Source organism: Jannaschia sp. GRR-S6-38, assembly GCF_029853695.1.
Classification (GTDB): Bacteria; Pseudomonadota; Alphaproteobacteria; order Rhodobacterales; family Rhodobacteraceae; genus Jannaschia; species Jannaschia ovalis.
Genome location: NZ_CP122537.1, coordinates 1237344 through 1255608, shown reverse-complemented (window position 1 = coordinate 1255608; position 18265 = coordinate 1237344). Strand labels below are relative to the sequence as shown.

The following is an 18265-nucleotide window of genomic DNA, read 5'->3' as shown; positions in this document are numbered from 1 at the left end:
ATGGCGAAGATCCTGATCACCGAATTCATGGACGCGGCCTGGGTCGATTGGCTGCGCGACCGGGCGACGGTCACCTACCAGCCCGACCTGCCCGACCGGCCCGACGACCTGGCGCGGCTGGCCGACGATGCGGACGCGCTGATCGTGCGCAACCGGACGCAGGTGCGCGGCGGGCTGCTCGGGGCGGGCTTCACCTGCGTCGGGCGGCTCGGCGTGGGGCTCGACAATATCGACATCGAGGCCTGCGCCGATCGCGACATCGCCGTCTTCCCGGCCACCGGCGCCAACACGCTCTCGGTCGCGGAATACGTGGTGACGACCGCTGCGATCCTGCTGCGCGGGGCCTACATGATGCGCCCGCAGATGGAGGCGGGCGACTGGCCGCGCGCCGCCGCCGGGCAGGGCCGCGAGATCGCGGGCAAGACCATGGGTTTCGTGGGCTTCGGCGAGATCGCGCGCGAGACGGCGCGGCTGGCCGGCGCGATGGGCATGACCTGTCTCGCCTCGGATCCCTACGCCGAGGAGTTTCCCGGCGCGATGGAAGGCACCGCCGAGGAGGTGCTGCGCGAGGCGGACGTGCTGACCCTGCACGTGCCGCTGACGGGCGAGACGCGCGGCATGATGGACGCCCGCGCCATCGCCGCGATGAAGCCCGGCGCCGTCCTGGTCAATGCCGCGCGCGGCGGCATCCTCGACGAGGCGGCACTGGCCGACGCGCTGCGCTCGGGCCACCTCGCGGGGGCCGCGCTCGACACGTTCGAGACCGAGCCGCTGGGCCCGGACCACCCCTTCGCGGACGTGCCCAACCTGATCCTGACGCCGCATGTCGGCGGCGTGACGGCGGAGGCGAACGCCCGCGTCTCCGAGATGACCGCGCGCCGGGTCGCCGCCCATCTGGGGCTCGATTGACGCGGCCGCTCCATTCCATTTCGGGCCACGGCCTGACCGCGCACTTCACCGATATGGGCGCGATCCTGCACGATCTGCGCCTCGACGGCCACGCGCCGCCGCTGGTGCTGGGCCTGCAGGATCTCGACCACTATCCCGAGCATTCCAACTACATGGGCGCCACGGCCGGGCGAATGGCCAATCGGCTGGGCGATGCGCGCTTCGGGCTGGACGGCATGACCCATCGCACCGACCCGAACTTCAAGGGCCGCCACACCCTGCATGGCGGGTCCGAGGGCACGGGAAAGCGCGTTTGGACGCTGACCGAACGGGGCGAGGACTACCTGATCTTCGCGCTCCTGCTGGCCGATGGCGAGATGGGCTTCCCCGGCGCGATGCGGGTGACCGCCAGCTTCGCCTGCCGCCCCGGCGCGACGCTCCGGATCGAATACGAGGCCGTCTGCGACGCACCCACGCTGTGCAACTTCGCGCATCACTCCTATTGGAACCTCGACGGCAACCCGACGCTGGCCGATCACGTCCTGACCGTCGCCGCCGACCGCTATGTCGCCGTCGACAGCGACCTGATCCCGGTGGGCGTGGCGCCGGTCGACGGCACGGAGTTCGACTTTCGGCAGGGCCGCGCGCTGCCGCATGACGGGCTGCTCGACCACAATCTCTGCCTCTCGGACGCGCGCACCGATCTGCGCGAGTTGGGGCGGCTGCACTCCACAGCCAGCGGCGTGACGATGCGGATCGCCACGACCGAGCCCGGGCTTCAGGTCTATGACGGAGCCAAGCTGGCCACCCCGGTGCCGGGGCTCGAGGGGCGGACCTATCGCGCCCATGCCGGCTGCGCGCTCGAGCCGCAGCTCTGGCCCGACGCGCCGAACCAGCCGGGCTTTCCCTCGGCGGTGCTGCGCCCGGGCGAGACCTACCACCAGATATCGACCTTCCAATTCTCGAAAGGATGACGAGATGGCGTTCCAGGACTGGATGAAGCAGGCGAACCTGATCGACGGCGACTGGGTCGGCGCCGATGGCGGCGCGACGATCGACGTCACGAACCCGGTGGACGGGTCGGTGATCGGCACCGTCCCGAAGGCCGGCAAGGCCGAGACCGAGCGCGCCATCGCCGCCGCGCAAGCGGCCTTCGCGGGCTTTCGCGACATGGCCCTGATGGAGCGCTGCGCCCTGCTCTGGAAGCTGCACGACGCGCTGATGGACAACCAGAAGGACCTGGCCGAGCTTCTGACCGTCGAGATGGGCAAGCCCATGGCGGAGTCGGTGGGCGAGATCGCCATCGGCGCGCAATATGTCCGCTGGTTCGCCGAGGAGGCGCGCCGCGCCAAGGGCGAGATCGTGCCCGCGGGCGTGAACGGCCGCCGCATCCTGGTGACCAAGCACGCGATCGGCGTGGTCGGCATGATCACGCCCTGGAATTTCCCCAGCTCGATGCTGGCCCGCAAGGTCGCGCCCGCGCTGGCCGTGGGCTGCCCCATCGTCGCCAAGCCCGCGACCGCGACCCCCTATTCGGGCCTCGCCTGGGGCGCGCTGGCCGAGCAGGCGGGCTATCCGAAGGGCGTGGTGAATATCCTGACCGGCGGCGCGCGCGATATCGCCGGCGCGATGATGGCCGCGCCGGAGGTGCGCAAGATCACCTTCACCGGCTCGACCGAGGTCGGCAAGGAGCTGATCCGCCAGTCGGCGGACACGGTGAAGAAGGTGTCGATGGAGCTGGGCGGCAACGCGCCCTTCATCGTCTTCGACGACGCCGATCTGGAGGCCGCGGTCGAAGGGACGATGGTCTCGAAGTTCCGCAACGCCGGCCAGACCTGCGTCTGCGCCAACCGTATCTACGTGCAATCGGGCATCCACGACGCCTTCGTTGCGCGGCTGAAGGAGCGGACCGAAGCCCTGAAGGTCGGCGACGGGCGCGAGGCGGGGGTCGAGCAGGGCCCGATGATCGACCAGGCGGCGGTCGAGAAGGTCGAGGAGTTCGTCACTGATGCGCGCGAGAAGGGCGGCGAGATCGTCACCGGCGGCCGGCGCCACGCCAATGGCGGCACCTTCTTCCAGCCCACCGTCGTCACCGGCGCCACGCAGGCGATGAAATTCGCCACCGAGGAGATCTTCGGCCCGCTGGCGCCGGTCTTCCGCTTCGACACCGAGGACGAGGCGATCGAGATGGCCAACGCCACGGTCTACGGCCTGGCCTGCTATGCCTACACGAAGGATCTCGGGCGCGCCTTCCGGCTGAACGAAGGGCTGCAATACGGGATGATCGGCATCAATTCGGGCCTGATCACCACCGTCGAGGCGCCCTTCGGCGGCGTGAAGGAGAGCGGGCTGGGCAAGGAAGGCGGGAGCCAGGGGCTCGAGGATTACCTCGAGACGAAATACGTCTGCATCGACGGGATCTGACGGACCCGACCCGCGCGGGGGCGGCCGAGGTCCTTCCGGCCAGAAGAAACCGGCCGGATTAGACCGGGTTCGGCGGCGCGCGGCCCTCGGCGATGGCGATGGCGTTGTCGAGCGCCATGCGCCCCATCGCCTCGCGCACCTCCAGCGCGGCGGTGCCCAGATGCGGCAGCAGGACGGCATTCTCGCAGCCCATAAGCGCGTCGGGCACATGGGGCTCCTCTTCGTAGACGTCGAGCCCGGCGCCGCCGATCCGGCCGGCCCGCAGCGCCTCGATCAGCGCGGCCTCGTCCACCACGTCGCCGCGCGCGATGTTCACGAGCACGGCATGCGGGCGCATCGCGGCCAGCGCGGCTGCGTCCATCAGGTGACGCGTCTCGGGCGCGGCGGCGACGGCCATGACGACCACGTCCGACGCGGCGCAGAGATCGGCCAGGCTGTCGACCTGCCGCGCGTCTTCGACCGGCTTCGGCCGGCGGTTCCAGTACAGGACCTCCATCCCGAATCCGGCGCGACAGCGCCGCGCGACGGCCTGCCCGATCCGGCCCATGCCGACGATGCCCACGGTCTTGCCGGTCACGTGCAGCCCCAGCATTTGCGTCGGGTGCCAGCCGCGCCACGCGCCCGCCCGGACCAGCCGCTCGCCCTCGCCGGCGCGGCGCGCGGTCATCAGGATCAGCGTCATCGCGATATCCGCCGTCGCGTCGGTCACCGCGCCCGGCGTGTTCGCCACCGCCAGCCCCGCCGCCCGCGCGGCATCCACGTCGATATGGTTGTAGCCCACCCCGAAATTCGCCAGCCCCTTGGCGCGGATCGCGCCGGTAAAGGCCTCCGCCCCGAAGGCGTCGCCCAGCGTGGGCAGGATCACGTCGGCCCCGGCCAGCGCATCGCGGCATTCGGCCAGGTCCATCGGCTGCGTGCTGTCGCGGCAGGTGACGTCGAACCGATCGGCCGCGGCGGCCATGTTGGCCTCGGGCAGGGCCCGCGACACGAAAAGCTTCGGTTTCGTCAATGCAGCCGCCCCCTTCGGGCACGTGATGGTCGGGCGCGACCAGCACGACCTCGCCGTCCTCGTCGGGCAGGCCCAGCACCAGAACCTCGGACATGAAGCGCCCGATCTGGCGGGGCGGGAAGTTCACCACCGCCAAGACCTGGCGGCCCACCAGCCCGGCCGGATCGTAATGCGCGGTCGCCTGGGCCGAGCTCTTCCGCTCGCCGAGACCCGCGCCGAAATCGATCCAGAGCTTGATCGCGGGCTTGCGCGCCTCCGGGTAGGGTTCGGCCCGCGTGACGCGGCCGACGCGGATATCGACCTTCTGGAAATCGGCATAGTCGATCTCGCTCATCCCGCCAGCTCCCGCGAGCGGCGGGCCGCGGCGGCGACGGTGCGCGCCATCAGGTCGGGCAATTCGGCCATCAGCACCTCCAGCCCGGCCTGCGTCGTGCCGTTCGGGCTGGTCACGTTCTCGCGCAGCCGCGCCGGATCCTCGCCGGTCATCGCCAGCGCGCCCGCGCCCGCCACGGTGGCGCGCGCCAGCCGCAGCGCCAGCTCGCGGGACAGGCCCTCGGCCTCGCCCGCCGCGGCCATCGTCTCGATCATGTGGAAGACATAGGCCGGGCCCGAGCCCGAGACCCCGGTCACCGCATCCACCTGCGCCTCCGCGTCGAGGCGCACCACCTCGCCCACGGCGCCGAGGAAGCCCTCGGCCAGGTCCAAATCCGCCGCCGTCGCCGCGCCGTTGCCCACGATTGCCGTGATGCCCCGGCCCACCGCCGCCGGCGTGTTGGGCATGGCGCGGACCAGCCGGATCTCGCCCAGCGCGGCCTCGTAGGCGGCGATCGGCGTGCCGGCGGCCACGGTGACGAAGAGCGTGTCCGACAGGCCCCGCAAGGCGGGCAGCGCCTCGCCCATCATCTGCGGCTTGACGGCGATCAGCGTGACAGCCGGGGCGGCGGGCGGATCGGCGTTCAGCACGACGCCGGTGCTCCGCAGCCAGTCCGACGGGGCGGGATCGATCACCGTGACGGAAGCGGGGGCCAGCCCGCCTTCGAGCCAGCCCGCCAGCATCGCCGAGCCCATCTTGCCGCAGCCCAGGAGCACCACGCCGCGGCGGTTGATATCGGTGAAATCCATGGCAGCCCTCCGCCCGCGACCCTAAGGGCCCGGACGGCGGGCGCAAGCCGTCAGGCGTGGCCGTAGGCCTCGGCCATGGCGACCTGCATGGCGTCGTCGGGATGCCGCCCGCCCCAGCAGACCAGCTGGAACGCGGGGTAGTAGCGCTCGCCCGCCAGCACCGCCTCGGCGACCATGTGGTTGATCTGCTCGACCTGCGCGCAGGCCCCGCCGGCCAGCACCAGACCGTAGCGATAGACCATCATCTTCTGGTCGGCCCAGAAGCTGAAGGACCCCGCCCAGCACTGGTCGTTGGCGAGGTTCAGCACCTCGTAGAGGCGCGGCAGGCTGTGGGCCGGCGGCTCCATCTCGAAGCAGCAGATCAGGCGCAGCGTCTCGTCATGGTCGGACCAGGCCAAGGTGACCGAGTAGCTGCGCCACTGGCCCTCGACCACCATGGCGATCTGGTCCTCGGCCACGCGGTCGAAATCCCATTCATGGGTCTCGGCCACCGTCTCGACCAGGTCGATGGGGTGCAGGTCGCCGGTTTCGGAGAATTGGTGCCGCTGGTGGAGCATGGTCTGGACCTTCCGCTCGGATCGCTAGGGCTGGGCCCCATGACGATCCGTATGAGCGGGACCGTCGGGCCCATACTAGATATGGTGGAGGGGACCGGGGCGGCTGTAAAGTCCCGCGTTCCGCTTCTCCACAGCTTTCGGTCCCCCTCGGGCCCACGCGATCACCGCACCGTGACGGGACGCGGCCACGCGGCCCGCTAAGACCACCGCTATGTTGCATCGTATTCTCGCCGCCTGCGCCGCGGCCGCCTTCGCCCTTCCCGTCCTGGCCGAGCCGCTGCCCTTCGACGGCAATTGGCGCGAGCAGGGCTTCCTGCGCTTCAGCACCAACGATTACGGGCTGGGCGGCACGGCGCTGTCCGTTGCCTCGGACGGCACGGTCTCGCTGCTCTGGCGCGCCGTGCCGGAGCGGATGCGCGACGCCACGGCGGCCGCCTGGCGCTGGGCCGTGGACGAGGGCGTGGCCGCCACCGATCTGCGCCGGAAGGGCGGCGACGACCGCAACCTCGCGATCTATTTCGCCTGGACCGATCCGGCGACGGCGGCCACGGCCGATCCGTCCCGCGCCACCCGGCTCCTGCGCGATCCGAACACGCGGGTGCTGGTCTATGTCTGGGGCGACGACGATCCGCGCGGCACGATCCAGAACAGCCCCTACCTGCCGGGCCTTCGGACCGTGATCCTGCGCGCCGCGGGCACCGGCGCCCATGCCGAGCGCGTGGACCTGGCCGCCGATTACGCCCGCGCCTTCGGCGGCACGCCGGGCAAGCTGGTGGGCGTGGGCGTCTCCGCCGACAGCGACGATACGGACGGGCGGATCCGCGCGCGGCTTTCGGCGCTCCAGCTCGACTGAACGCTCCGCCTTCCGCCCGCCGCGGCGCCCCGGTAGGTTGCCACCTGGCAATCGAGCGGAGGGTGCGATGGAACTGGCGAAGGGCAACGCGGCGATCACCGGCGGCGCGGGCGGGCTGGGGGCGGCGGTCGCGCGCCGCGTGGCCGATGCGGGCGGCACGGCCTGGATCCTTGACCGCGACGCCGAGCGCGGCGCCGCGCTGGCCGAGGAGATCGGCGGGCGCTTCCTCGAACTCGACGTCACGGACGCGGCGGCCTGCGCGGCCGCGCTGGGGCAGGTGGGCGCGGCGGGCCGGCTGGACCTGATGGTGAACTGCGCGGGCATCGCGCCCGGCGCCAAGACCGTGGGCCGCGACGGGCCGCATGATCCCGGTCTTTTCGCCCGGACCATCGCGATCAACCTGACCGGCACCTTCAACTGCGCCAGCGCCGCCGCCGCGATCATGGCGCGGCAGGAGCCGTCGGGGCCCGACGGCGAGCGCGGCGTGATCGTCAACACCGCCTCCATCGCCGCCTATGAGGGGCAAGTCGGCCAGATCGCCTATTCCGCCTCGAAGGGCGGGGTGGCCGGGATGACGCTGCCGATGGCGCGCGACCTGGCCGGGCTGGGCATCCGCGTCATGGCCATCGCGCCGGGGCTGTTCTTGACGCCGATGCTGGAGGGGCTGCCGCAGGAGGTGCAGGACAGTCTCGGGGCGCAGGTGCCCTATCCGCCCCGGCTGGGCGACCCTGCGGAATTCGCCTCGCTCGTGGCCGAGATCGCGCGCAACCCGATGCTCAACGGCACGGTCCTGCGGCTCGACGGGGCGATCCGGCTCGCCCCGCGATGAGCCTCGCCGATTGGCGCGGGGTCGTGTTTCGCCCCGCAGCGCATCTGGACGGCCGCGCCACCCGGCTGGAGCGGCTGGACCCCGCAAGCCATGCGCCCGCCCTCTGGCAGGCCATGCGCGGTGACGACGCGCTTTGGCGCTACATGTGGGACGGGCCCTTCGCCGACGCCGCCGCGCACGGCGCCTGGGTGGCCGCCACCGCCGCGGATCCCGGCCTCGTCGCCTACGCGATCCGGGGTCCCGACGGTTGGGCCGGGACGGCCTGCTACATGCGGCTCGACGCGGCGAACGGTGTCGTCGAGATCGGATCCATCGCGCTGGGGGCCGCCTTGCGCCGGACCCGGGCGGCGACCGAAGCGATGCACCTGATGCTGGCACAGGCCTTCGACCAGGGCATGCGCCGGGTCGAGTGGAAATGCGATGCCGGCAATGCCCCCAGCCGCCGGGCCGCGCTGCGGCTGGGCTTCGGCTACGAGGGGACGTTCCGCCGGCACATGGTGGTTAAGGGCCGCAACCGGGACACGGCGTGGTTCGCCATGCTGGATACCGATTGGCCGGCCATCCGTGCCGCGCATCGCGAATGGCTGTCGGATGCGAATTTCGACACGGCCGGGCGTCAGCGCCGCCCCCTCCGGCCACCCGGCGGGCGCAAGGAGGGGCTGAGCCCGCGTCTCACATCGCCGCGCGGGCCTTCAGCCGCCGCGACAGCAGCGCCGCGAGATGGCTCCGCGCCTCGTCCCCCGCGCGGCCGCGCAGGCCCTCCGTCTCGGCGAGCAGGGCGGCGTCATGGCCCGTCTGCGCGACGCCGCGCAGGAAATCGGCGACAAAACCCGGGGCCACGTCCGGGTCGGAGATAAGCCGCGCTGCGTGGTCCAAATCCTCGCGCAGGGCCAGGCGGTCGGGCTCGACCACCTCGTTGCCCACGACGCGCAGACCCACGGGGCGCATCGCCTCGGGCAGGTGCTGCAGGACGAGGGCCTGGAAGCTCGCGAGGCTTTCGATGGGCTTCGGCAGGAAGGCATCCGCCCCCGCCGCCAGCGCGTCGGCCTCGACCTCCTCGCGCGCACGCCCCGAGGTGGCGAGGATCACGTCGGGCCGCTGCCCCGCGGCGGCCAGCCGGCCGATCAACTCCAGCCCGTCGCCATCGGGCAGGCCCAGATCGACAATGGCGATTCCCGCGCGATAGGTGTTCAGGTGCCGGTCGGCGCTGGCCACGCAATCGGCCCGTCGGATCCGCGCGCCGGAGCGCAGCGCCAGGAGGCGCACCGCCTCCGACGCGAAGCGGCTGTCCTCGACCAGAAGGACGGTCTGCCCCAGAAGCGGGCGGCTCGGGGTCGGGGCCGGGCGGGCCATCAGGGCGAGTTCGTCCATCGCGTCGTCTCCTCCGGGGGTGTGGCGTCGGAGGCAGATTGCCGCGTTTGTCCCTAATGAAAGGTGAAGGGCCGGGCGCGATCTTGCCCTTCCCGCGACCCCCACCCATAACGGCGCGACCCGGACAGGAGGCCCCTATGATCGGACGTCTGAACCACGTGGCCATCGCCGTGCCCGACCTCGACGCGGCGACCGCGCAATATCGCGACACGCTGGGCGCGAAGGTCGGCGCGCCGCAGGACGAGCCCGATCATGGCGTGACGGTCGTCTTCATCGAATTGCCCAACACCAAGATCGAGCTTCTGCACCCGTTGGGCGAGGGCTCCCCGATCGCGGGATTTCTCGAAAAGAACCCGTCGGGCGGCATCCATCACATCTGCTACGAGGTCGAGGACATCCTCGAGGCCCGCGACCGACTGACCGCCTCGGGCGCGCGCGTGCTGGGCTCGGGCGAGCCGAAGATCGGCGCGCATGGCAAGCCGGTCCTGTTCCTGCACCCGAAGGACTTCACCGGCACGCTGGTCGAGCTGGAGCAGGTCTGATGTCCATTTTCTCCGCCTTCGTCGTCTTCGCCATGGTCTGGGCCATGGTGTTCCTGCTGATGCTGCAGCTCGGGCAGGACACGCAGGGCGACCGGGGCGAGCGCGTGCCCGGCACGCATTCCTCCAGCCCCGCTGATTTCCGGCTGGGCCGGAAGCTCTTCATCGCGACGGCCATCGCGCTGGTGATCTGGGGCGTTCTGATATGGCTCATCACCTCGGGCCTGATCACCATCGACAGCCTGCGCGCGGTGACCGGGCGCGAGGTCGAGGGCTGATCACCGCGCCGCGCTGGCCTGGATGCGGTGGAAGAGGTGGGTGAAGGCCGCCGCGCCGACGACCGGGACCAGCAGGTTCAGAACCGGCACCGAGAGCGGGACCGCCATCAGCACGCCCAGGCCCCAGATCCGGCCGCGATAGCGGGTGCGGAAGCCCGCCGCCTCCGCCTGGCTCAGATGCCGCGCCGCGACCAGCTGCGCGTATTCGCGGCCCAGAAGGAAGCCGTTCACCGCCCAGAAGATGAAGAGCGCGAGCGGGGCGAGCACAAGATAGGCCACCAGCGCCAGCAGGTTCACGCCCACCACGAGCCCCAGGAAGCCCGCGCTCTCGCGCAGCATCTCGCCCCAGCCCTGCCGCCGCGCGGGCGGCAGGCCGGGATAATGCCGCGCCTCGACCGCATCGGCGATCCGGTCGAGGAAGAGCCCGGTGAAGGCCGAGGCGACCGGCACCATCAGGAAGATCGAGGCGATCAGCGTGAAGGGCACCGCCGCCCAGCCCGCCGCGTTGTCGAGCCAGGTGACCTCGCCCAGCCAGGGCAGCGTGACCGAGGGGCCGACCAGCCATTGCGCGCCCCAGATCAGGATCGCCGAGAATCCTGCGAGCAGGGCCACCGACAGCCCGACGCCCGCCAGCAGCACGCCGCGGAAGCGCGGGTCGCCCAGCTGCGACAGCGCGCGGAGGATGTCGCCGATCATTCCGACAGCCAGGCGATCTTGGCGGCGGGGTCCGGGCGCGGCCGGTCGGTCGGCACCGTGGTCTCGGAGCCGATGACCACGAAACCCGCGACGAATTCCCGCCGGGCGAGCGACAGGCCGTCCAACAGGAAGTCCCGGTCGGTGGCCATCCAGCCCGACAGCCAGTTCGCGCCCCAGCCCGCGGCCTGCGCCGCCGCCACCAGGTTGTGACAGAGCGCCCCCGCGCTCAGCACCTGCTCGACCTCCGGGATCTTTTCGGACGCCACGGGCGCGGCGACCACCGCGACCATCAGCGGCGCGTCCGCGAACATGGCGCGCTGCTTGGGCAGCTTGTCCGGGTCACGGCCCTGCCGGGCGCCCAGCCCTTCGGTCAGCGCGGCCAGCCGGTCGAGCGCCGCGCCCTCCAGCACGATCAGGCGCCAGGGTTCCAGCTTGCCGTGGTCGGGGACGCGCAGCGCGGTGCGCAGGATCGGTTCCAGCGCCGCGCGGTCGGGCGCGGGGCCGGTCAGCGTCTTCGCGGGGCGCGAGCGGCGGGTGGCGAGAAACGCCATGACATCGGGGCGGGGGGCGAGCGGTTCCATCCCGCCCATGTCGCAGCGCCGCGGCGGGCGTTCAAGCGCTGCGGCGGCGGGGCGCCGCAATTCGCGGGCGGGCCGGGCCGCCGGCGCGTTCAGCCTTCGGCCGCCTTTTTCGGGGCGGCCTTCTTCTTTTTCGCGGCGGGCGCCTTGGCCTTCGCGGTCGTCTTCTTGGCCGCCGCCTTGCGCTTGGGCGATTTCGCGGCCTTGGCGTCGATCAGCTCGACCGCCTGGGCCATCGTGACCTCCTCGGGCGCGACTTCCTTGGGCAGGGTGGCGTTCACCTTCTCCCATTTCACGTAGGGCCCGTAGCGGCCGGCCATCACGTTGATCGGCCCGCCCTTCTCGGGATGCTCGCCCAGCTCGCGCAGGGGCGCCGCCGCCGCGCCGCGCCCGCCGCGTTTGGCCAGTTTCTCGGCCAGCAGTTCGACCGCGCGGTTCATCCCGATGGTGAAGATCTCCTCCTCCTCGGGCAGGTTCGCGTAGACCTTGTTCCACTTCACGTAAGGCCCGTAGCGGCCGAGATTGGTCTCGATCTCGGCGCCGTCCTCGGGATGCTGGCCCACCAGCCGCGGCAGCGACAGAAGCTGCAGCGCCTTCTCGAGGTCCATCGCGTCGGGGGCCCAGGATTTGGGAAGGCTCGACCGCTTGGGCTTGGGGTTCTCGTCGGTCACCTCGCCCAGCTGGACGTAAGGCCCGAACCGGCCGGTCTTCAGATGCACCTCCAGCCCGCTCTCGGGCTCAACCCCCAGCATGCGGTCGGCGCCGGCCTGCTCGCCCTCCATGCCCGGCGGGCCGAACGGACGGGTGTAGCGGCACTCGGGGTAGTTCGAGCAGCCGATGAACGCCCCGCCCGAACGCGCGGTGCGCATCGACAGCCGCCCCATCCCGCAATTCGGGCAAAGCCGCGGATCGCTGCCATCGCCCTTGTCGGGAAAGAGATGCGGCTCCAGCACCTCGTTGATCTTCTCCAGCACGTCGGTGATGCGCAGCTCGGACGTCTCGTCGATGGCCGCCTTGAAGTCGCGCCAGAACCGGTCGAGCACCTGCTTGTAATCGGCCTCGCCGGCCGAGACCTCGTCGAGCTCGTTCTCCAGCCGGGCGGTGAAGTCGTAGCCCACATATTTGCGGAAATAGTTGGACAGGAAGGCCGTCACCAGCCGGCCCTGGTCCTCGGGGAAGAGGCGGTTGCCCTCCTTTCGGACATAGCCGCGATCCACGATCGTCGACAGGATCGAGGCATAGGTCGAGGGCCGGCCGATCCCCAGCTCCTCCATGCGCTTGACCAGCGTCGCCTCGGTGTAGCGCGGCGGCGGTTGGGTGAAATGCTGCTGGCCCAGCACCGCGTTCGACGGCGCGCGGAGCAATTCGTTGTCCGAGGTCTCGCCCTCGTAGGCGGCGACCTTCTTGGCCGCGTCGCCCTCGTGGATGGCCGGCAGGCGCTTGTCCTCGCCATTGGCCTCCTCGTCGTCGCGCCCCTCGGTATAGACCTTCATGAAGCCGTCGAAGGCGATGACCTGCCCGGTGGCGCGCAGTTCTACATGGGCGTCGCGGTCGGCGATGGTCACGGTGGTCCGCTCCAGCCGCGCGGCCTCCATCTGGCTGGCCAGCGTGCGCTTCCAGATGAGGTCGTAGAGCGCCTTCTGATCCTTCTCGAGGCGCAGATCGCCCGCCGCCTTGGTCATGTCGGTCGGGCGGATGCACTCATGCGCTTCCTGCGCGTTCTTGGCCTTGTTCTTGTACATGCGCGGGCTGCCGGGGACGTAGTCGCGGCCGTAGCGCTCGGCGATGGCGTCGCGGGCGGCGTGCACGGCCTCGGGGGCCATGTCGATGCCGTCGGTCCGCATGTATGTGATGTGCCCGGCTTCGTAGAGGCGCTGGGCGGTCGACATGCAGGCCTTGGCGCCCATGCCGAGCTTTCGGCTGGCCTCCTGCTGCAGGGTCGAGGTCATGAAGGGCGGCGAGGGGTTGCGCGTGCCGGGCTTGGCCTCGACCGCGACGACCGAGAGCTCGCGGCTTTCGACGGCCTGCACGGCCAGCTCCGCCTGCGTCGCGTCCGACAGGTCGAACCGGTCCAGCTTGGACCCGGCGAGGCTGACCAGTCGCGCCTCGAAGCGCTGGCCGCGCGGCGTCTCCAGCATGGCGCGGACCGACCAGTATTCCTTCGGGTCGAAGGCCTCGATCTCCATCTCGCGCTCGACGATTAGGCGCAGGCTGACCGATTGCACGCGGCCGGCCGACTTCGCGCCGGGCAGCTTGCGCCAGAGGATCGGCGAGAGGTTGAAGCCCACGAGGTAGTCGAGCGCACGGCGGGCCAGATAGGCCTGGACCAGCGGCTCGTCGATCTCGCGCGGGTTGGCGATCGCCTCCTGGACGGCGGATTTCGTGATCGCGTTGAAGGCAACGCGCCGCATCGGCATGTCCTTCTTGAGGCCCCGGCGATTGCGCAGCGCCTCCGACAGGTGCCACGAGATCGCCTCGCCCTCACGGTCGGGGTCGGTGGCGAGGATCAGGTCGGGATCCTCGGCCAGCGCATCGGCGATCTCCTTGATGCGCTTCTTGCTGTCGGCGGGGATCTCCCAGGTCATGTCGAACCCGTTATCCGTATCGACGGAGCCGTCCTTGCCGACGAGGTCACGGACATGGCCGTAGCTGGCCAGAACGGTGTAATCCTTGCCCAGGTATCCGTTGATGGTCTTGGCCTTGGCCGGGGATTCGACGACGACGACGGGCATTGGCGGAACCTCGAAAACGGATGGACGGATGGCGGGCCAATGGCTTGGGGCCTTGGGCCGGGGACCATGTGGCGAGGGTCCGGAATTTGTCAATGCCGCGACGGGGCGGCGAAATCGCGTCCCCGGCGCCGCCCCTACGGGGCGTATTTTCGCGGCGGGCGGAGCGGTCCGTGATCGCTCTCGCGGCGCGGCCGGGATCGGGGCGGGTCATCGGTCCGGGCGCGCCGAGGGGCAACGGCGCGGGCTTGCACCGGGATCCGATCGGATGCGTGGTCGCGGGCATCCGCTGGCCCGCCCGGCGCGGTGTCGCGCGCGATCCGAGGGCTCTCCATTGGGTCGTCCCATTCTGATCGCGCTCGACCTTCCAGCGCGTCCGCAAGCGGCTCGCAGGCAGTTGGAGCCGGGTCCGGGCGCGTTTCTCCGGCCCTGCGGCCATAGGCCCGGACCGGATCGCACGCGCCGCCCGGCCTAGAGCCTCCCGTCTCCGGGGTCAGACGCTGACGATGCCGCCGCCCGCGCGGCGGGACAGCCGTCCGGCCAGTTCCATCTCGGACAGCTCCGCGGCGAGCGCGGCGGCGGGCAGCGCGCCCCCGGCACTCAGGTCGCGCAGCAACTGGTCCTCCGCGACCGGGACCGGGGAGAGCAGGGCGAGGATGCGCGCCTGCAGCGCGGCGCTGTCGGGGGCCGGCGGCGCCATGACGGGCGGTTGCGCGGCGGGCGGCGGCGCTTCGTCCTGCGCCCCGGGCGTGTCGAGCCGCGCCAGCACTTCCAGGACGTCATCCACGCCGCGCAGCAGGGTCGCCCCGTCGCGCAGCAGCATCAGGCAGCCCGCGGCGCGCGTGTCGAACGGGTGGCCCGGCACGGCCAAGACCTCGCGCCCCTGGTCGGCCGCGTCGCGCGCCGTGATCATCGAGCCCGAGCGCGCCGCCGCCTCGACCACGATCACCGCCTGCGCGACGCCCGAGACGATCCGGTTGCGGCGCGGGAAGTCGCGCGCGGTCGGCCGGAGGCCCATCGGCCGTTCCGACAGCGCGCAGCCCTCGGCGGCGATCTTCGCGGCGAGCCCCGTATTCTCGGCCGGGTAGGGGCAGTCGAGCCCGCCCGCATGCACCGCCGCGGTCCCGCCCGCCAGCGCGGCGTCATGGGCGGCCGCATCGACGCCGCGGGCGAGGCCCGAGACGACCGTGACGCTGGCCGCCGCGAGGTCGCGGCCCAGCGCGCGCGCCATCCGCAGCGCCAGGCTCGAGGCGTTGCGCGTCCCGACCACGGCCACCGTTCGCCGCGCCAGCAGCTTCGGCTCGCCCTGCACCCAGAGCACGGGCGGCGCGTCCGACACCTCTTCCAGCCGCTTCGGATAGCCCGGCGCGCCCAGCGTCAAAAGCCGCGCGCCCGCCTTCTTCGCGGCGCGCACCTCGCGGCGGATCTCCTCGGGGTCGGCGGCGGCGTAGTCGCGGTCGCCGGCCTGCGCGGCGATCTCGGGCAAAGCCGCGAGCGCGGTCCTCGCATCGCCATGCGCGGCGATCAGCCGCCGGAAGGTCGCGGGACCCACGCGGCGCGATCGCGCCAGCCGCAGCCGCGCGAACAGCTCGTCCTGCGGCGGCGGCGCATCGAAGAGCGGCAGCGGCCCCTCTGCCAGGGTTTCGGGCACGCGCAGAAGCTCGGGCAGGTCGTAATCCATGCCTCACATCTGGCCGGCCTCGGGTTACGAATTGGTTAATGCGGCCCCGCGCCATCGATCCGGCCCGCGCGGGCTGTGCCGGTCTTCCTCTGGCCAGAAATACTTCGGGGTCCGGGGCAGAGCCCCGGCCCGCCCGCGCCGCCGGGCGCGGTCAGGTGGCCGAGCCGCCCACCGTGATGCCGCCGATCAGCAGGGTCGGCTGGCCCACGCCCACGGGCACCCATTGCCCGGCCTTGCCGCAATTGCCCATGCCCGGGTCCAGCGCCATGTCGTTGCCGATGGCCCGGATGCGGGTGAGCGCGGTGGCGCCGTCGCCGATCAGCGTGGCGCCCTTGACCGGCGCGCCGACGCGGCCGTTCTGCACCCGGTAGGCCTCGGTGCAGGAGAAGACGAACTTGCCGTTGGTGATATCGACCTGCCCGCCGCCGAAGCCCACGGCCCAGATCCCGTCCTTCACGTCGGCGACGATATCGGCGGAATCGGCCTCGCCGCCCAGCATGTAGGTGTTGGTCATGCGCGGCATCGGCGCGTGGGCATAGCTTTCGCGGCGCCCGTTCCCGGTGGGTTCGTTGCCGCTCAGCCGGGCGTTCTGGCGGTCCTGCATGTAGCCCACGAGGATGCCGTCCTCGATCAGCACATTCTTGCCCGAGGGCGTGCCCTCGTCATCCACGCTGATCGAGCCGCGCCGGTCGGGGATCGTGCCGTCGTCCAGCACCGTCACGCCGGGCGCGGCGACCCGGGCGCCCATCAGCCCGGCGAAGGCGGATTGGCCCTTGCGGTTGAAATCGCCCTCGAGCCCGTGGCCCACGGCCTCGTGCAGCAGGATGCCGGGCCAGCCCGGTCCCAGCGCCACGTCCATCGCGCCCGCCGGTGCGGGCACGGCGGAGAGGTTCACCACCGCGATGCGCAGCGCCTCGCGCGCAAGCCCCTCCCAATGGTCGCGGGTCATCAGCCCGTCGAGCCCGATGCGCCCGCCGCCGCCGGCGCTGCCCGATTCGCGGCGTCCGTTCTCCTCGACGATGACCGAGACGTTGAGCCGGACCATCGGCCGCACATCCGAGACCGACAGGCCCTCGGGGCGGAGGATCTCGACCTCCTGCAGCGAGGCCGACATCGAGGCCGTCACCTGCACCACCCGGCGGTCGAGGGCGCGGGCGAAGGCGTCGATTTCGCGCAAGGTATCCAGTTTCACCGCGAATCCCTGACCCGCGATCGGGTCGGCATCGCCGTAGAGCTTGCGATTCGTCTTGGCCGGCGCGTCGGCCAGCGTGCCGCCGCCATCGCCCACGGCCAGGCGCGCGGTCTCGGCCGCGCGGCGCAGCGCCGCCTCGCTCAGCTCGGTCGAATGCGCGTAGCCGGCGGTTTCGCCGCGCACGGCGCGCAGGCCGAAGCCCTCGGAGGCGTCGAAGCTCGCGGTCCGCACCCGCCCGTCATCGAACACGATGACCTCGGACCGGCGCCGCTCGAGGAAGAGCTCGCCGTCATCGGCCCCGGCGGTCGCGGCGCGCAGCAGGCCCAGCGCGGCGTCGCGGTCGAGATCGGTCTCGAAGGGGCGGAACGGGGCGTCGGTCATGGGGGCGTCTCCTGCGGGGCGGTCAGGGCAACAGATAGGATCGCAGGGCGCGGGACCATAGGGGCCGCGCGCGATTCCCGGCCACGGGCCTGCGCGGCGGGCCCGAAACGCCGTTGCGGCAACCCCCGGAACGGGCCCGAAACAGGTGCGACAGATGACCCCGGCACCCTTGCGAATACCCCCCGGATTATGATCTTTGGCCCCAAGTTTCGAATGGGAGCCCGACCGGATCCCGCCAGACAGGATGACCGGAATGAAGATGCCGAACCTCCGCGCCGCGCTGGGCGCCAGCCTGATCGCGCCCCTGACCGCACTGCCCGCCGCCGCCCAGACCACGGCGGCCGAGATCTTCGGCGAGCTGCCGATCATCGGCCAGCCCTCGACCGGGGGCATCGGCTTCCAGCCGGCGGCGACCTCGCTGGCGCGCGACATCCACTGGCTGGACGGCCTGCTGCTGGTGATGATCACGATCATCGTGCTCTTCGTGACCGGCCTGATTGCCTGGGTCATCGTCAAGTACAACCGCCGGTCCAACGACGACCCCGCGCAGTTCACCCACAACTCGCCGCTGGAGGTCACCTGGACGCTGGTGCCGATCCTGATCCTCGTGTCGATCGGCGCCTTCTCGCTGCCGGTGCTGTTCGACCAGCAGCGCATCCCCGAGGGCGACGTGGTCGTGAAGGTCTCGGGCTTCCAGTGGGCCTGGGAGTACGAGTACCCGGAGGAGGACATCTCCTTCCAGAGCTACATGATCGGGGCCGATACCGGGAACATGCTGACCGAGGACTCGCGCGCGCAGCTGATCGCCGCGGGCTATACCGAGGACCAGTTCCGCCTCGCCACCGACACCTCGGTCGTCGTGCCCGTGGGCAAGACCATCGTGATGCAGGTCACCGGGCTCGACGTGATCCATTCCTGGACCATCCCGTCCTTCGGCGTGAAGCAGGACGGCATCCCCGGCCGCCTCGCGCAGCTGTGGTTCGAGGCCGAGGAAGAGGGCATCTATTTCGGTCAGTGCTCGGAGCTCTGCGGCATCGCCCACGCTTTCATGCCGATCACCGTGAAGGTCGTCTCCGAGGAGGCCTATGCCCAGTGGCTCGAGGCCGTGAAGGCCGGCGAGCTGGAGACCTGGTGACCC

Annotated in this window: 17 protein-coding genes and 2 pseudogenes; 9 read left to right on the top strand and 10 right to left on the bottom strand. The window is 71.4% G+C overall.

The annotated features are described in order from the left end of the window. From P8627_RS06550 to P8627_RS06540, 3 genes are read left to right on the top strand one after another with little or no spacing between them, the layout of a single operon-like run. A complete protein-coding gene (locus P8627_RS06550) occupies positions 1-909 on the top strand; it encodes a hydroxyacid dehydrogenase (protein WP_279966909.1) in 909 nt (302 codons plus the stop codon). Further along, complete coding sequence (locus P8627_RS06545; RefSeq protein ID WP_279966908.1) at positions 906-1862, top strand: aldose epimerase family protein; 957 nt, start codon at positions 906-908, stop codon at positions 1860-1862. The genes P8627_RS06550 and P8627_RS06545 overlap by 4 nt, the downstream gene beginning before the upstream one ends. A gap of 4 nt (positions 1863-1866) precedes the next feature. After that, positions 1867-3312 (top strand): NAD-dependent succinate-semialdehyde dehydrogenase, encoded by a 1446-nt coding sequence (locus tag P8627_RS06540; protein ID WP_279966907.1) that lies wholly within the window; start codon positions 1867-1869, stop codon positions 3310-3312. A 58-nt stretch (positions 3313-3370) separates the two neighbouring features. Here P8627_RS06540 and P8627_RS06535 read toward each other — a convergent pair whose 3' ends face one another. From P8627_RS06535 to P8627_RS06520, 4 genes and pseudogenes are all read right to left on the bottom strand, one after another. Then, complete coding sequence (locus P8627_RS06535) at positions 3371-4273, bottom strand: 2-hydroxyacid dehydrogenase (RefSeq protein ID WP_279967416.1); 903 nt, start codon at positions 4271-4273, stop codon at positions 3371-3373. Between the two features lie 55 nt (positions 4274-4328). Continuing rightward, a pseudogene (locus tag P8627_RS06530) lies at positions 4329-4655 on the bottom strand (tRNA-binding protein); the annotation flags it as partial. Further along, complete coding sequence (gene proC, locus P8627_RS06525) at positions 4652-5443, bottom strand: pyrroline-5-carboxylate reductase (protein ID WP_279966905.1); 792 nt, start codon at positions 5441-5443, stop codon at positions 4652-4654. The gene proC and the pseudogene P8627_RS06530, both read right to left, overlap by 4 nt. Positions 5444-5493: 50 nt before the next feature. Beyond that, positions 5494-6000 carry a type III secretion system chaperone family protein gene (locus P8627_RS06520; protein ID WP_279966903.1) on the bottom strand — a complete coding sequence of 169 codons (507 nt, stop codon included), beginning with the start codon at positions 5998-6000 and terminating at the stop codon, positions 5494-5496. Positions 6001-6211: 211 nt separating this feature from the next. On the opposite strand from P8627_RS06520, the gene P8627_RS06515 reads away from it, so the two are divergent. From P8627_RS06515 to P8627_RS06505, 3 genes and pseudogenes are all read left to right on the top strand, one after another. Then, positions 6212-6853 carry a DUF3047 domain-containing protein gene (locus P8627_RS06515; protein WP_279966902.1) on the top strand — a complete coding sequence of 214 codons (642 nt, stop codon included), beginning with the start codon at positions 6212-6214 and terminating at the stop codon, positions 6851-6853. A gap of 67 nt (positions 6854-6920) precedes the next feature. After that, entirely contained in the window at positions 6921-7682 is a 762-nt protein-coding gene (locus P8627_RS06510) for an SDR family NAD(P)-dependent oxidoreductase (protein ID WP_279966901.1), read from the top strand. Then, a pseudogene (locus P8627_RS06505) lies at positions 7679-8089 on the top strand (GNAT family N-acetyltransferase); the annotation flags it as partial. The gene P8627_RS06510 and the pseudogene P8627_RS06505, both read left to right, overlap by 4 nt. Before the next feature lie 265 nt (positions 8090-8354). On the opposite strand, the gene P8627_RS06500 reads toward P8627_RS06505, so the two are convergent. Continuing rightward, positions 8355-9053: a response regulator gene (locus P8627_RS06500; RefSeq protein ID WP_279966900.1), complete on the bottom strand. Its 699-nt coding sequence runs from the start codon at positions 9051-9053 to the stop codon at positions 8355-8357. Between the two features lie 137 nt (positions 9054-9190). Between P8627_RS06500 and mce the strand changes: the two genes are divergently transcribed. Together mce and P8627_RS06490 are read left to right on the top strand one after the other, a co-directional pair. Continuing rightward, positions 9191-9595, top strand: coding sequence for a methylmalonyl-CoA epimerase (mce, locus tag P8627_RS06495; RefSeq protein ID WP_279966899.1), 405 nt, complete (start codon positions 9191-9193; stop codon positions 9593-9595). Beyond that, complete coding sequence (locus P8627_RS06490; protein ID WP_279966898.1) at positions 9595-9870, top strand: DUF1467 family protein; 276 nt, start codon at positions 9595-9597, stop codon at positions 9868-9870. Before mce ends, P8627_RS06490 begins: the two co-directional genes overlap by 1 nt. Here the strand turns inward: P8627_RS06490 and P8627_RS06485 are convergent, their stop codons facing one another. The 5 genes from P8627_RS06485 to tldD all read right to left on the bottom strand — a co-directional run bounded on the left by P8627_RS06485 (position 9871) and on the right by tldD (position 17127). After that, complete coding sequence (locus P8627_RS06485) at positions 9871-10566, bottom strand: EI24 domain-containing protein (RefSeq protein ID WP_279966897.1); 696 nt, start codon at positions 10564-10566, stop codon at positions 9871-9873. Continuing rightward, positions 10563-11147, bottom strand: coding sequence for a nitroreductase family protein (locus tag P8627_RS06480; RefSeq protein ID WP_279966896.1), 585 nt, complete (start codon positions 11145-11147; stop codon positions 10563-10565). Before P8627_RS06480 ends, P8627_RS06485 begins: the two co-directional genes overlap by 4 nt. A gap of 89 nt (positions 11148-11236) precedes the next feature. Next, positions 11237-13876: a type I DNA topoisomerase gene (topA, locus tag P8627_RS06475; protein ID WP_279966895.1), complete on the bottom strand. Its 2640-nt coding sequence runs from the start codon at positions 13874-13876 to the stop codon at positions 11237-11239. A gap of 490 nt (positions 13877-14366) precedes the next feature. Continuing rightward, the gene (gene dprA / locus P8627_RS06470; protein WP_279966894.1) at positions 14367-15554 is read right to left on the bottom strand and encodes a DNA-processing protein DprA; all 1188 of its coding nucleotides are present in this window, start codon (positions 15552-15554) and stop codon (positions 14367-14369) included. A gap of 151 nt (positions 15555-15705) precedes the next feature. Beyond that, positions 15706-17127 carry a metalloprotease TldD gene (tldD, locus tag P8627_RS06465; protein WP_279966893.1) on the bottom strand — a complete coding sequence of 474 codons (1422 nt, stop codon included), beginning with the start codon at positions 17125-17127 and terminating at the stop codon, positions 15706-15708. Between the two features lie 253 nt (positions 17128-17380). On the opposite strand from tldD, the gene coxB reads away from it, so the two are divergent. After that, positions 17381-18262 (top strand): cytochrome c oxidase subunit II, encoded by an 882-nt coding sequence (gene coxB, locus P8627_RS06460; RefSeq protein WP_279966892.1) that lies wholly within the window; start codon positions 17381-17383, stop codon positions 18260-18262. Positions 18263-18265 lie beyond the last annotated feature (3 nt).

What these genes read in the sequence shown, in the direction of transcription:
- mce (WP_279966899.1), top strand. Translation starts at nt 9,191, where the DNA reads ATGATCGGACGTCTGAACCACGTGGCCATCGCCGTGCCCGACCTCGAC.
- P8627_RS06490 (WP_279966898.1), top strand. Translation starts at nt 9,595, where the DNA reads ATGTCCATTTTCTCCGCCTTCGTCGTCTTCGCCATGGTCTGGGCCATG.
- P8627_RS06510 (WP_279966901.1), top strand. Translation starts at nt 6,921, where the DNA reads ATGGAACTGGCGAAGGGCAACGCGGCGATCACCGGCGGCGCGGGCGGG.
- coxB (WP_279966892.1), top strand. Translation starts at nt 17,381, where the DNA reads ATGAAGATGCCGAACCTCCGCGCCGCGCTGGGCGCCAGCCTGATCGCG.
- dprA (WP_279966894.1), bottom strand. Translation starts at nt 15,554, where the DNA reads ATGGATTACGACCTGCCCGAGCTTCTGCGCGTGCCCGAAACCCTGGCA.
- P8627_RS06550 (WP_279966909.1), top strand. Translation starts at nt 1, where the DNA reads ATGGCGAAGATCCTGATCACCGAATTCATGGACGCGGCCTGGGTCGAT.
- P8627_RS06485 (WP_279966897.1), bottom strand. Translation starts at nt 10,566, where the DNA reads ATGATCGGCGACATCCTCCGCGCGCTGTCGCAGCTGGGCGACCCGCGC.
- proC (WP_279966905.1), bottom strand. Translation starts at nt 5,443, where the DNA reads ATGGATTTCACCGATATCAACCGCCGCGGCGTGGTGCTCCTGGGCTGC.
- P8627_RS06515 (WP_279966902.1), top strand. Translation starts at nt 6,212, where the DNA reads ATGTTGCATCGTATTCTCGCCGCCTGCGCCGCGGCCGCCTTCGCCCTT.
- topA (WP_279966895.1), bottom strand. Translation starts at nt 13,876, where the DNA reads ATGCCCGTCGTCGTCGTCGAATCCCCGGCCAAGGCCAAGACCATCAAC.
- P8627_RS06480 (WP_279966896.1), bottom strand. Translation starts at nt 11,147, where the DNA reads ATGGAACCGCTCGCCCCCCGCCCCGATGTCATGGCGTTTCTCGCCACC.
- P8627_RS06540 (WP_279966907.1), top strand. Translation starts at nt 1,867, where the DNA reads ATGGCGTTCCAGGACTGGATGAAGCAGGCGAACCTGATCGACGGCGAC.
- P8627_RS06520 (WP_279966903.1), bottom strand. Translation starts at nt 6,000, where the DNA reads ATGCTCCACCAGCGGCACCAATTCTCCGAAACCGGCGACCTGCACCCC.
- P8627_RS06535 (WP_279967416.1), bottom strand. Translation starts at nt 4,273, where the DNA reads ATGGCCGCCGCGGCCGATCGGTTCGACGTCACCTGCCGCGACAGCACG.
- tldD (WP_279966893.1), bottom strand. Translation starts at nt 17,127, where the DNA reads ATGACCGACGCCCCGTTCCGCCCCTTCGAGACCGATCTCGACCGCGAC.
- P8627_RS06500 (WP_279966900.1), bottom strand. Translation starts at nt 9,053, where the DNA reads ATGGACGAACTCGCCCTGATGGCCCGCCCGGCCCCGACCCCGAGCCGC.